Consider the following 12,225-nt stretch of genomic DNA (forward strand, 5'->3'; position numbering starts at 1 on the left):
TGCTTAGTCACCAGTCCGTTGATGAATTTTTCGTATAGCGACCGCTTGAACTCTTTCGCCTTATCTAGCTGTACCTCGTTCTTGAGTATTTGCGCTGTGTAACCGGCCACAAGCTCCCGGTTGATTTGCTCCTCGCCCATGCTGTCCAGCAACTTGTCCAGGGCAATCACACTCTGAATATGACCTTGCAGGCTCTCCAAAACGCAGGCGGTCAGCGCGTCCTCCCGTACCATGACAGGATTCTCACATCCTCTCTTGCGCCCGGTGGGGCAGTAATAATAGATGTACTGATTCCTGCCGGACTTGGCAATCTTGCGGGTCATGGGACCGCCGCAGCAGCCGCAGATCAGCAAGCCGGAAAACAGGTATACCTCGCTGCCGTCCGGGGCTGTGCGGGTGTCCAGAGAGAGGATTTTTTGCACCAGGTCGAAGTTCCGGCGGGGAATGATGGGATCATGGGCATCCTCTGTGCGCACCCATTCCTCTGCTGGCTTACTGATAATATTTTTTAGCTTATGATTGTAGGTTTCCTGCTTGCCCTGCAAGAGAACGCCGGTGTAGGTTTCGTCCTGCAAAATACGCAGGACCGTTTTTGCCGACCACTTGGCCCCAGGCACGTCCGCGAAGCCGCCGGTAGGGTGGGGCAGGCCCCGGCTGACCTTGTACTGAGAGGGGGAGAGGATCCCTAGCCGGTTCAACTCCGTGGCAATGCGCTTTGCGCTGGCTCCGTCGATTTTGCGACGGTAGATGTCCCGCACCACACGGGCAGCGTCCTCATCGATTACAAGCTGGTTACGGTTCTCCAGGTTTTTCTGGTAACCGAAAATGGGGCAGGCTCCCACATAGTCGCCCTTTTCCCGTTTGGCCTGGAGAGCGCTCCGGGTCTTGACGGAAATATCGTGGCAGTAGGCATCGTTAATCATGTTCTTCAGCCCGATGGTGAGGTCATCCCCGGCTTGCTGGTTTGTGGTGTCGATGTTGTCATTTATGGAGATAAAACGCACCCCATAGGCCGGGAAGATTTGTTGCAGATACCGACCGGTGTCAATGTATTCCCGGCCCAGGCGGGATAAGTCTTTTACAATTACACAGTTGACTTTTCCCGCCTTGATGTCCTCCATCATTTCGAGAAATGCGGGCCGGTTGAACAGAACACCGCTGTACCCATCGTCCACCCGCTCAGAAACAATCTCAATATCTGTGTGGGTGGCAACGTAGTCTTGGATAAGTTTTTTCTGGTTCTGTATGCTGTCGCTTTCCTCTGTGCGGTCAGCCGTGTAGGACAGCCGCAGATATGCGTCGGCCTTATAAACAGACAAAAAAATCACTCCTTTTGCTTTGCGGACTTTCCCGGCAAAATCAAAGGGTGATTCGGATTTGTCTTTTTAATTCTTTTTTCCGACATCAGTATAGCACACAACTTTTGGGAAAGTCAACAGCTTTTTATAGTAATATTTGTTTCAGGCAGTCCTCAAGGGTCGGCCCGTCTTTGGCGAACCGGGCGTGGACGGTGAAAGCGCCGCATTTGAAACAGTATGGGTTTCTAATTTGGCGCAGGTATTCTTTGATTCGTTCGTCCTTTGGCAGGCTGGGGTCAACGTGAACGTCACGAATATCCACCAAAGGCTCGGTGGCTTGTAAATTTTGAATCAACGGAAACACCTCCCTCAGAATTTTAGCGGCAGGGCATGGTTCCTGCTGCTGCCGTTATACATCTTCCACACCTCAAAGATATACCTCTGCGGCGCGGGGAGTGCGTCCCCGGCGGCTTTGGCGCTGCGGTAAATGTACATAGGGTCGAACCGCTGGCAGCGGCTGACAAGGCGTTTGGGCTCGTACTCATCGTGGTACATATCCACAAACCCTATCACCCCTTGGATGGTTTCGGTCCTCATGGAATCCTTATGTCCCTTCCAGGCGGCGGTGATCAGGCAGAGGGCTTCCGTATAGATTTCATCGCCTACGCTCTGGAACAGCCGGTAAGCGGCGGATACACAGCCGATACGATTCTTCCCCCTAGCCTGGTCGTAGGAGAGCCGCAGGCCGGCGCTGGAGGTAGATTTCACAAAGGCGGTGGCGGTCTTTTCACCGGCAAACACCAGCGCGCGAATCTTTGCTCCGGGGTAGACCTTGGCCGCAAACCCAGTCTGCTGGGCGAACAGTAGGGCCTCATCCTGCGCGGTCAGGCCCGTGTAGACCTTGCAGAGGATGGGCAGGTCCTCACCGTCGTTCTGTAATATCCGGGCTGCTGCGGTATGCTGCCCGTCGAAAACATAGAATCCTCCGTCCCGGGCGCTGACCTTCGGCTCGTTGGCAACCCGCTCGTCAAAGTTTTCGGCAATCTCCCGGACACGGGCATGGTTCAAGGTCCGCTGGTACAGTTCACGGGGAATCAGCAGCTCCGAACTGTCGATGTACATCTCCTTATACAATTTTTCTGGCTTCATAATCCCATTCATATCGTTTCCCTCCTTCAATCTGTGAAATATAATTCTTCAAATCCTGCAATGTAGCTGTCACCTGTTTCCGAAAGTCCTCATTGGAAACAAGCTGCGGCCACTGGTCAAAGGTATCGTCAAAGTCCTGCAATACTTTTGTGACCATCCACTCAAACTGCTTGACCGCCTTTTGCGGGGTCATGCCGGGCTTCTCCTTCACCATGTCCTGTGATATCTTTCTTACAAGAGCCGCTGATTTTCTGTCCGGCTTTACAGACCCAGGGCAGAAAATCTTATCCATAATGGACCGGCGCTCCCCGGGCGAAGCCTGGGCTATGGTTCGCATTTCCTGTTGGGTGGGCTTTATCTTCCCCGAGAGGACCTCCTGACGAAAACCCGGAGCCACTTCCTCGGCGGCGGTTATGCCTTTGGAATACTGGCTGGCACACTTCACATATGATTCTGTTACTCCAGCGTCTTTCGCTACTTTCTTTCTGGATTTGTGATCCGGAATCAAGGGGCAGTTTTGCCCCTTGATTTTGCTTCACCGCTCTTTCTGTCCCCGCCATGCGCCATCTTCTCGGCCTGATATTGTTCTCCAATCAGAACTTTTTTCTGGATCGGTGTAAGATTTCGCCGCCCAAGCTGATTTTTGCAGATCCAGGAAATGGCTTCATAACGGTTATCAAAGTCTTTCTCATGGACAGTGAAAGGAATATTTGGATTCTCCCGTAGGATTTTGTAACGGTTATGGCCGTCCACGATGGTGCCGTTCCAGACAATGATAGGCATGAGGACAGATCCCTCAGAGAGAATATTCCCTTTTAACTGCCGGAACTCATCTTCTGTTAATGGAGGTATTTTGCTTTCATACTCCGGGTCTACCCGCAGTTCCATGATCGTCACGGCGCGCCCACCTCCAGGGGAAGATAATCGCCATCGTCCAGGTAAAAAACGGACCGCAGAGCGGCATCGACTTCCTCCATCTGCCTGGGGGTAAGCCTACCGGCCTTTTTCCGCAACCGGCGCTTGTCAATGGGATGGGGTGTTTCCAGTTGGAATACCGACATTCCGGACAGTCCTCCATTATCATCTATGGCCACATGGGTGGGCAGGGAAGATGCCTTAACGGTGCGCCGCGCATCCGCGACTATCACCGAGGGTGTATCGTAAACGCCCTGGTCGGTTAGCAGGACGAGGACGGGCTGCATACCCTCCATAGTACCTGTGAAAATATTGCTCATGTCGGCGTAGCAAATTTCGCCGCGATAGAACTCGTGGTATTTCTGATTCATAATATCTTGCTCCTCTATGTCAATATCTCTACGTCTTAGAAATTCATCAGGCGGCGGTTTGCGAAACCGCTCCATAGGGGTTTAACCTCCCCGCCTTCTTTATGGCCGGGCCGCGAGTTACGGAAGTATCATTATCCCTGTGCGTTGTCATCGCCTAGGTGGGAGCAGCCCGCCTTTCGCAGGAGGATGTATCGCTCACCCATACGGGGTTATGGCGCTCCAGCCTGTTTAGCTTTGCAATTTGCGTACACACAGGAATGTACCTGATGAATGGGTGTTTTGTTTTCAAGGTCCGTAGGACAACATAAGTTTAGCATGAAACTCCGGTTTTTTTTAGGCTCCAGCAGTTCCGCTTTTCCGCATATTATTTCCGGAACTCCTAGTTCCGCTTACAGTTTTTTCCATCTTTGAGGATGCTTTTGAGCATAGCTTGAGGCTCCATTTTGAATTAATTACCGGTAAGTTTCCCTAAAATGATATAATCCAGCGAAGTACCGAACAGATCCGATAGCTCTACCAACAAATCTATGGAGGCATTTTTTTCTCCGTGTTCGATATTTCTAATATGCCGGTCCGTTACATCGAGCAGACACGCTAGTTGTTCCTGTGTCACTCCATGTTCCTTGCGTAGTTTTTTGATCCTCTTTCCTGTTTCAATAGCACTGTAATTCATAATTTGTCCTTTCCCGAACACAGCGGGAAGGGACTTTTAACACCGTACAAGGCAAAAAAAGGCAAGCAAAAAGCGCCGTACAAATCAGAACAGTCATGGCATAGTAAACTCGTTACTATTACCATAACCGCTCCAACCTTGTACGGCGCTTGGCAGTCTCCACCGGCTATGCCGGTTTCTCTCCGCTTGCTCGATTAAAAGTTGTAGGGTTTATATTTATCTGTGTTGACGATGGTTGTAAAGGCCATCGTACTTTTTACGGAAGTCAGTCCGCCGGAAATATCCTAAATTGACCGGGTACTCCTCCTTACATTTCCTGCAATGGACCATCTTATGGCCGGTGACATCGGAAAACACCCGCTCCACGAGATAACCGCAGTAGGGGCATCTGATCTCCCGCAAGGAAAGCCCCTCTGTTTCCTGGCTGGAGAGCCGGAGCTTGTATAAAACGTCCTGGCTCACCGGGGTCTGGCAGTATGTCTGCACTGCGTTCATAGTGCCATCGCCTCGCTTCCAAGGCCGATTTCACTGACGATGTACTCAGAAATGTCATGCCTAGCCAGCAGGTGCAGTTCCCTCAGCCTGATAAGAAAGGCAGTGTAGGAAACTTCCATCGTTGCAGCCATCTTTTGTACCAGCAGTTTGTCCTCCAGGCGGAGTAGGTTGCTGCCATAGATTGGTATAAGGTTGGAAACACCAAACCTTTCCAGCACAGCGCGCACCATAAATCCTGGCATGAGCAGCGAAGCCGCCAATCTGTCTACCCGCGCCTCACGGAGACTGAGCAGTTCTTTCAACTCCTGTGGAGTATAGGCCCGCTCTCTGTCATACTCTCGATGGAACGAGGCCATTGTTACGGTTCTGTCCATGATGTAGTGTCCAACTTCATGGGCAATAGTGAATCTCCTCCGGCCCTTCTCGCCTCGGTTCAGCAGGTATTTTTCTAATACGACGGTTCCCTTCGGAAAGACCTCACGTATCGGACGCTTACCCTCCATGACCCAGAGCGGAGTTATCCCGTCTGAGATAAAACCGATTTTGCTGGTATCAGCTTCGGCAAAACTGCGGTACTTCAAAGGAAGTCCCAGGTAGCCGACGAGAAAACTCTCGATGTCCACACTTAGCGGCAGTGATCGCCGTTGCCCGAAAAACTGGTGTATTAAACCCTCTGCTAGTTCCTCAATCTCAATGTCAGTAAAACACGAATTCAAAGGACACACCTCCTGCGGGGCTGGCTCTTGCCACAGTCACAAGCCTTTCCCGCATATAATGATAACCGCACGAGCTATCTTGTATGCTCTGCGAAATTCCTTCTATTATGATACTGCCTCCATTACAAAGCCTTGATGATGTTTCGGGCCACGCCCTGGATACTCAGAGTGCTTACATATATATCTTCATAGTTTGGGTTCTCGGGATGGAGATAATAGCAATCTCTGTCTTTATCAAAATATAAGCGTTTCAGCGTGTTCAGCCGCTCGTCTGTCAAGGCCACAACAATATCTCCCACATCCGCAGTGTTTGTCCTTTCGATTACCACCAGGTCCCCCGAGTTGATCTGTGCATCTATCATAGAATCCCCGGAGGCCCGCAGGACATAGAAATCACCGCTGCCGAACACGGAAATGGGGAGGGGGATGTATTCCTCCACCATGGCCTCCTGCTCGTTCGGTTCACCGCAGGGGATGGAGCCTACCAGGGCCGCATGGGTGACATCAGGCATCAGCTTGCGGATGTTTTCGGTGGAGATTACACCGTTTTCGTAGGTGATCATACCACGCTGGGCCATTTCTACCAAGTAGTAGTATACTGTTGACCGCCCCATACCCAATGCGCTGGCTACAGTTCCATGGGATGGTGTTTTGCCGTGTTCACGGTAATAATCTTCTGCATATTGTTTGATTTCTTCCATTAGCTTGAGATTCTTGCTGCGCATCCATGATTCTCCCCTATCGTGAGCGGTTGCTCTCGATAGATGTATCACAACATATGTTCGTTAAAATGTCAATAGAGAAAATGACACTTTGACAATCTTTATATCCGCATCTCCACAAACCATTTCCCGCAGTCCTCATAGAGATAGGTTTCCTTCCCTTTAACCTGGACAGTATAGCAGTTGGCGATTTCATAGGTAGAGAGGGTCTTCACTTTCGTTACCCTATTATAATATATTTGGTCGGAATAATCTTTCAGCCAGAAAGGCTACCCACCATCTCGTGCCTAAGCTACAATAAGAGGAGCAACTGGCTGACGTTTGTTACCTAGGGCTTCCAAGTCCGTGTGAAAGACCGTCAGCCATCCTCTTGTTGCAGCGTTCGGTTTAAGCAGATTGATCCCCAGTCCAGTGGTCCCATCTCCCGCCCATGGGCGGGAGATGGGATTTGCAGGCAGAGTTCGTGTCACCCAATAGATTGAAGATGTTTCAAAGGGTAAAAGCACCGTAACTGTCAACTGCATGGGAGAGGAAATAGTCTCACCCTTTGATGTGGATCACACCGTCAGTAAATTCAGTAAGCTGGCAAAGCTGCTGAAAAGCCTGGACGGTGAAACCCGTGTTGTTATGGAGGCGACAGGCAACTACTATCTGACTATTGCCGCCACGTTGTACAATGCTGGTATTTTCGTCTATTTGGTAAATCCTGTGCTGCTGCGCGGGTATGGTAACAGCAGCCTGAGACCAGGTAAAACAGACAAGGCTGATGCCAGAAAACTCGCCAAGTACGGTCTGGAACACTGGGCCGAATTTTGCCCTATGCTCCCCAGGAGAACACCAGGGCTCTGCTCAAGACCTGTTACCGGCAGTACCAGCAGTGCGCTAAGATCCAGACCATGCTCAAAAACAATCTGATTGCACTGCTATCTCACTCCCTTTTCACCGCTTTTCTTTTGTCTTTTCTTCTATTTCTCCTATTGACTTTTTACCACTGGACTATACAAAATCTATAGGAAAATTTTGCCAATATTAAGAGGTATGCCTCCACGATACGATGTTATACCTCAGACTCCGTTAATATCCGACGCTATTCTACAGCAGTTAGCCCATGCCGTTCCCGCATGGAGATCCTGCCCCCCACAGTCACATCAAAGGCATTGTGGATAATACGGTCCATAATGGCCTCAGAAATAGGGCTGTCGCTCTCAGGGTCAGGATTGATCACCTTGTACCAGACCTCGGGTTCGTACTGTGACAATGAATCATGAAACGGCTAGGGTGCGCAAACCGCAGGACAAGAGCCATGCTGAGAGTTCAGTCAGGTTTGCAGAAACATGGATTTGACACTTACGTTTGAAAAAAGAAAGCGCTATCTATTTACCCATAAGTGGCCATCTCCCGCATTGAAGATCCTCGCCAACTGGAAGGTTGACTTGCGGTTTTCTTCTTGACACCGACCACTTCCGGTCAAAAATCGATCATTTTCTTAATTTTCAAAACTAGCCCTAGTCACGCTTACACTTAACCCAATAGGAGAGGGAAAATCGCTAGGACAGCCTCTTTTGCATTTGAAAGGATAAGATAACTATAGAATAGAAACAAAACGAACCAGTAATTGATAATACGCGTCAGTAATTGCATTAAAGGAAGAAGCAACTTCGAAAGGTAGAGCCTTATGCTTTGTAACATAATACAAAACTCTGAGTTTTACCTTTCGAATAGCCTGGTATACTCTTTCAATCTCGGATCTGAGTGGAATTAATAACTCCAGGCCATGCTCTTCTTGTATAAATTCGAATCGAAATTTCATCATCAAAATATGTTGTTCAAAGAAGTGCAAGGGTTTGACAAGAATTTGAGGACTATGACCATCATCAAAATAATCTTTAAAGGCATTAAAAGAGCCAAAACCACATCGATATCCGTATTTAGTGTGATAAAAACCTGGAATATGAGTCTGAACAAAACTGTCATTCAAGAAATCTTGCATTTTAATTGCAATTTGCCTTAAATCCGTATGAAAATATGATTGATTCTCATACACATCAAACGATACCTTTGAAATCAAAATTCCTTTATAGTAATCTCTAAAACGATTCATTTGTGTGTAGCCTTGAACAATTTCAGAAAAAGGTATCTCCACATCAACACAACGATTTTTGAAATCAAAATAGTCAGAACAAATGAATTGAGTATCTTTATAACCGTATATTAATATTTCATGAGGCAAAGGAAATTCTTGAAAAGATGAATATGGTGAGACAAAAAAAGTATTAACGGTTAATAGTATGTAATAATCATTATCAATCAGTGTACAAAGGAAAGACGAAAGATCCTGAATTGTAACATCAATCAACCCCCTATCTAATAGTGAGCACTCCAAAAAAGGTGTATTAATCCAGACATGATGCATCATGTCTAAAAACTCGCAATGAAAAACATTGGGCTCTGTTTTATATACTATATCTATAAAGTTTTCACATAACCAAGGACGAATATTCCGGCTACTTGTAGCGATTACGGATAAGTATGAGTCAAGAGAGGGACTATATGATATAATAGGTGTTGGGAGATCTAATCGCTTTTCCATAGAATTATTATTGCTCCTTTCTTTGTGAGTGCTTATCGATAAGAGCCTGTTCAACTTGTTTGATAATTCCACCAATTGTACCAAAATTTTCGAACGAAGATAGATAATGATCTAAAGAAATTTCCAATAACTCTTCTAAACGAACTACTAATTCCATAAATGCCAGTGATTCAAAGCCTAAATCATCAAATAGATTTGTATTATCATTTAAATTTTTACTATCATTGATTTCATCTAAATTTTGTATTTCATTTAAAACTTCTCCTTATTGTTTTTCCGGAAATTGTTTTATCTATCTCATCACAGCAAATATATTGAAACGGCTGTTTGAATTTTTGTAGATGTTCTTTAGCAAACTCTTGTAGAATACTTAAGGAACACACTTTTTGATCAAGAACTACCTTTGCAACTGGAACTTCTTGATATAATGGATGAGATGCTCCATAAACATATATATCCAACACACCAGGACATTGATTTAGAGCCTGTTCAACTTCTTCGGGATAAATATTATTTCCATTGGAAATAATGATATTCCTTATTCTTCCACAGATATAAAGAAAACCATACAAAATAATATAATCCATCCAAAAAATTACCACCTTATATTCCTATTAGTATAATACAACGTTTCTATTGAAACTACAGAAACTTAATTCGTACTGGACTTTCATGTGATTAACAAAAAGATGTGGAAGATTATTCTGCGTTGTATCGCCTTTCCTCTTTGATTTGATGATGATTTCTCGTAGCACTATAAACAACATAATCCCTTTTTTTGTTGGATTCTACAAGAGTAAAAAAATCAAAATCATTAATTACTTTAATTGTCGATTCTCTTGGTCCTAAGAAAATCAAGATTACTTCTCTTGGTGATTCGATAACTGATTTCTGGATAGCTTTTAAAACATAGTGAAAGACTTTCATATGGAATGGGTTAAAAAAAAGAAATAATTTGTTCGCTCATCAACCTCAAATTCACGGGCATCACAATTAACAACATGCGAATTGCACAGAAGTTTATCTCTTGCTTTGACAACGTTAATATTGTGGGCAGCAATATCACAAAGTGTTGAATTTATTTCGACCCCGGTAACATATTTGCACCCCAGTTTCATCGCCACAACAAGAGTCCTTCCTTTTCCGCAACCAAAATCTATGAAGTGTGACTTATCATCAAATGGATACTTGCTAAAAAGTCTATATAGCTGTGAATAATGTGATGGCTCATAGTCAAAATTTAATTTTGATCGGAAGTTTGCACCCCGAAGGTTACCACATGTTTTTACATGATATCGAACATCATAGATGAAATCGCATATAAGAGAAACCAATTCACTTAATTTTATAGGGAAAGATAACTGCATATTAATCCACCTTATTTAAATTTAATATATGATGTCAATTATAGAAAAGTTAGCCACCTATTAGTATCCATCAAAATCTATTTATCCTATTGATAGAATTCAGCCTGAGTGTTCCATAGCTTTGCATATAAACCACTTCCATTTTGTAAAAGTTCTCTATGTGTACCAATTTGCATTATTTTTCCATCATCAAACACGTAAATCCGTGAACTGTCTTTACAGCTTGCAAGCCGATGGGATATCATTATTGAAGTTTTTGAATTAAGAGAACTATTAACGTATCGGAAAACTTGTTCCTCTATTCTAGGATCAAGCGCCGAAGTTGGCTCATCTAAAATATAGCATAATGGTTCTCTATACATTGCTCTAGCCAGAGCGAGTCTTTGTAATTCTCCACCTGAAACTTTTATACCTTTTTCATCAAAGTCTAAATTCATGTATGTGTATATATCATTAGGTAAATCCGTAAACCACTTTCCCAATTCAACTTTATTTAAATATTTAAGAATTTTTATTCTTTCAGGTTCACACGAAACAGCAATATTCTCACCAATTTGCAAAGAAAGAAAAGAAAAATCTTGAAATACTACTCCAAATAGTTTGTGATAATCCACCAGAGGAATATTTTGAATATCGATTCCATTTATATAGATCTGGCCACTAGTTGGAGCATATATTCTAGATAGAAGTTTCACAAAAGTCGATTTACCTGACCCGTTCTCACCAACTATAGAGATATGCTCTTTATCTTTTATCAATAGGCTCACATCATTTAATGCCCAACTATCAGCGAAAGGATATCTGAAATATACGTTCTTAAACTCAATTTGAAAACTAGATATCCCCTCGAGATTATAAAGTTGTGATTCATTCGCACAACAAATCTGTTGCTGTTTATCTTCCTGACATATGTCAAAAAGCTCTTTGTACGGACTAAAAATATCACATGAGTTGATAAAATCACCACTTAATGATAGCAACGTTGAAATTGAATCGACAAAAGTCTGAAGGCTACCAGCGTAAATAACGACGTTTCCAATGGAGATAGTTCCAGAAAGTGCACTCACTGATACTAACACAAATGATGAAAACAATGATAATGCTTTTATGAACACAACAAAGCAAGGAATGACACTTGAAATGTAATCAAGACGTTTCATTAATTTTAATCCCTTGGAAGAAGTCCACATGTTATAAAAAGAATCACCTAAATATTGTGATAAGTTGTAAAGGCGAATATCCATCCCAAACTCTAAATCTGATATCAGTTGCATGTAAATAAAACTGCCACTATTTGCAGAGTTAACCTCACGATTAAGTGATATAATTTTTTTATTAATAAATCTTTGCATATAAACTAAGATAATCACACTTAAGAAAGCCAGCAATAAAATAATAATAAATGACCAAATAGTCGAGTTGAACCCGCCAAGCCATAAAACAAATATTAGCATAACAATTGACGAAAACAGGGTAGCTACACTTTCAAAAATATCCTCAACCTCTTTAAGAAGATGTTCTACACCGCCAAGTCGCATTTTAATTTCTTCGATTTCATGTCGAAGCTTCTGAGTTTTATTGGATTCAAGTTTTGCATATGTTAAATTCATAAAAATGGATGAAACCTTCTTTTCAAATCGCAAGCAAAAGCTATTACTAAAATCATCCCGTTTTTTTCTTAGAATCGCTTGAATCATCATAATAAGTACGTTTGCAAATATCGAAATAGAAGCAAAAAAGATAGCATTAGATAATTTGTTTTCAACAATGGAATTCAAGATTAAGTTAATGGAAATATAATCAAGAAACAAAAGGCTGCTTTTACATACCGCCAACAATATCATAGTCAGCAAAAGTCGAGGAGACAGTTCTCTAATGAGTGAAAGGAAGAAAAATGAATTTTGATAGTTCTTTTCTAAATCTAGCATT

16 protein-coding genes and 1 pseudogene are annotated in these 12,225 nt (G+C 43.9%); 1 reads left to right on the forward strand and 16 read right to left on the reverse strand.

Annotated features, from left to right (window positions below):
- The 10 genes from U8U68_RS18145 to U8U68_RS18190 all read right to left on the reverse strand — a co-directional run.
- A partial coding sequence (locus U8U68_RS18145; RefSeq protein ID WP_322203358.1) for a recombinase family protein occupies positions 1–1,319 on the reverse strand: 1,319 nt, incomplete at its 3' end.
- Between the two features lie 124 nt (positions 1,320–1,443).
- Positions 1,444–1,653: a DUF6870 family protein gene (locus tag U8U68_RS18150; RefSeq protein WP_437124449.1), complete on the reverse strand. Its 210-nt coding sequence runs from the start codon at positions 1,651–1,653 to the stop codon at positions 1,444–1,446.
- Between the two features lie 14 nt (positions 1,654–1,667).
- Positions 1,668–2,459, reverse strand: coding sequence for a DUF6551 family protein (locus U8U68_RS18155; protein WP_322203360.1), 792 nt, complete (start codon positions 2,457–2,459; stop codon positions 1,668–1,670).
- Positions 2,425–2,955 carry a hypothetical protein gene (locus U8U68_RS18160; RefSeq protein ID WP_322203362.1) on the reverse strand — a complete coding sequence of 177 codons (531 nt, stop codon included), beginning with the start codon at positions 2,953–2,955 and terminating at the stop codon, positions 2,425–2,427. The genes U8U68_RS18155 and U8U68_RS18160 overlap by 35 nt, the downstream gene beginning before the upstream one ends.
- Positions 2,952–3,344: a ParB N-terminal domain-containing protein gene (locus tag U8U68_RS18165; protein ID WP_322203364.1), complete on the reverse strand. Its 393-nt coding sequence runs from the start codon at positions 3,342–3,344 to the stop codon at positions 2,952–2,954. The genes U8U68_RS18160 and U8U68_RS18165 overlap by 4 nt, the downstream gene beginning before the upstream one ends.
- The gene (locus tag U8U68_RS18170) at positions 3,341–3,733 is read right to left on the reverse strand and encodes a type II toxin-antitoxin system PemK/MazF family toxin (RefSeq protein ID WP_322203366.1); all 393 of its coding nucleotides are present in this window, start codon (positions 3,731–3,733) and stop codon (positions 3,341–3,343) included. Before U8U68_RS18170 ends, U8U68_RS18165 begins: the two co-directional genes overlap by 4 nt.
- A gap of 448 nt (positions 3,734–4,181) precedes the next feature.
- Positions 4,182–4,406, reverse strand: a complete 225-nt coding sequence (locus U8U68_RS18175) for a helix-turn-helix domain-containing protein (RefSeq protein WP_322203368.1) — start codon at positions 4,404–4,406, stop codon at positions 4,182–4,184.
- Between the two features lie 216 nt (positions 4,407–4,622).
- Entirely contained in the window at positions 4,623–4,901 is a 279-nt protein-coding gene (locus U8U68_RS18180; protein WP_322203370.1) for a hypothetical protein, read from the reverse strand.
- Positions 4,898–5,617 carry an ImmA/IrrE family metallo-endopeptidase gene (locus tag U8U68_RS18185; protein ID WP_322203372.1) on the reverse strand — a complete coding sequence of 240 codons (720 nt, stop codon included), beginning with the start codon at positions 5,615–5,617 and terminating at the stop codon, positions 4,898–4,900. Before U8U68_RS18185 ends, U8U68_RS18180 begins: the two co-directional genes overlap by 4 nt.
- Positions 5,618–5,739: 122 nt before the next feature.
- The gene (locus U8U68_RS18190) at positions 5,740–6,342 is read right to left on the reverse strand and encodes a LexA family protein (RefSeq protein ID WP_322203374.1); all 603 of its coding nucleotides are present in this window, start codon (positions 6,340–6,342) and stop codon (positions 5,740–5,742) included.
- A 519-nt stretch (positions 6,343–6,861) separates the two neighbouring features.
- Between U8U68_RS18190 and U8U68_RS18195 the strand changes: the two are divergent.
- A pseudogene (locus tag U8U68_RS18195) lies at positions 6,862–7,265 on the forward strand (IS110 family transposase); the annotation flags it as partial.
- Positions 7,266–7,426: 161 nt separating this feature from the next.
- Here the strand turns inward: U8U68_RS18195 and U8U68_RS18200 are convergent.
- From U8U68_RS18200 to U8U68_RS18220, 6 genes are all read right to left on the reverse strand, one after another.
- A complete protein-coding gene (locus U8U68_RS18200; protein ID WP_322203376.1) occupies positions 7,427–7,597 on the reverse strand; it encodes a hypothetical protein in 171 nt (56 codons plus the stop codon).
- A gap of 327 nt (positions 7,598–7,924) precedes the next feature.
- Positions 7,925–8,929 carry a hypothetical protein gene (locus U8U68_RS18205; protein ID WP_322203378.1) on the reverse strand — a complete coding sequence of 335 codons (1,005 nt, stop codon included), beginning with the start codon at positions 8,927–8,929 and terminating at the stop codon, positions 7,925–7,927.
- A 7-nt stretch (positions 8,930–8,936) separates the two neighbouring features.
- Positions 8,937–9,176 carry an acyl carrier protein gene (locus U8U68_RS22505; protein WP_367575855.1) on the reverse strand — a complete coding sequence of 80 codons (240 nt, stop codon included), beginning with the start codon at positions 9,174–9,176 and terminating at the stop codon, positions 8,937–8,939.
- A gap of 1 nt (position 9,177) precedes the next feature.
- Positions 9,178–9,516, reverse strand: a complete 339-nt coding sequence (locus U8U68_RS18210; RefSeq protein WP_322203380.1) for an AMP-binding enzyme — start codon at positions 9,514–9,516, stop codon at positions 9,178–9,180.
- Positions 9,517–9,852: 336 nt separating this feature from the next.
- Positions 9,853–10,296 carry a 50S ribosomal protein L11 methyltransferase gene (locus tag U8U68_RS18215; protein WP_322203382.1) on the reverse strand — a complete coding sequence of 148 codons (444 nt, stop codon included), beginning with the start codon at positions 10,294–10,296 and terminating at the stop codon, positions 9,853–9,855.
- Between the two features lie 86 nt (positions 10,297–10,382).
- Complete coding sequence (locus tag U8U68_RS18220) at positions 10,383–12,224, reverse strand: ABC transporter ATP-binding protein (protein ID WP_322203384.1); 1,842 nt, start codon at positions 12,222–12,224, stop codon at positions 10,383–10,385.
- Position 12,225: the final 1 nt, after the last annotated feature.

This window comes from Acutalibacter intestini, from assembly GCF_034334985.1.
Classification (GTDB): domain Bacteria; phylum Bacillota; class Clostridia; order Oscillospirales; family Acutalibacteraceae; genus Acutalibacter; species Acutalibacter intestini.

Coding starts and splice junctions, on each gene's coding strand:
- U8U68_RS18155 (WP_322203360.1), bottom strand. CDS start 2,459: ATGAATGGGATTATGAAGCCAGAAAAATTGTATAAGGAGATGTACATC.
- U8U68_RS18175 (WP_322203368.1), bottom strand. CDS start 4,406: ATGAATTACAGTGCTATTGAAACAGGAAAGAGGATCAAAAAACTACGC.
- U8U68_RS18190 (WP_322203374.1), bottom strand. CDS start 6,342: ATGCGCAGCAAGAATCTCAAGCTAATGGAAGAAATCAAACAATATGCA.
- U8U68_RS18170 (WP_322203366.1), bottom strand. CDS start 3,733: ATGAATCAGAAATACCACGAGTTCTATCGCGGCGAAATTTGCTACGCC.
- U8U68_RS18180 (WP_322203370.1), bottom strand. CDS start 4,901: ATGAACGCAGTGCAGACATACTGCCAGACCCCGGTGAGCCAGGACGTT.
- U8U68_RS18205 (WP_322203378.1), bottom strand. CDS start 8,929: ATGGAAAAGCGATTAGATCTCCCAACACCTATTATATCATATAGTCCC.
- U8U68_RS18210 (WP_322203380.1), bottom strand. CDS start 9,516: ATGGATTATATTATTTTGTATGGTTTTCTTTATATCTGTGGAAGAATA.
- U8U68_RS18220 (WP_322203384.1), bottom strand. CDS start 12,224: ATGCTAGATTTAGAAAAGAACTATCAAAATTCATTTTTCTTCCTTTCA.
- U8U68_RS18215 (WP_322203382.1), bottom strand. CDS start 10,296: ATGCAGTTATCTTTCCCTATAAAATTAAGTGAATTGGTTTCTCTTATA.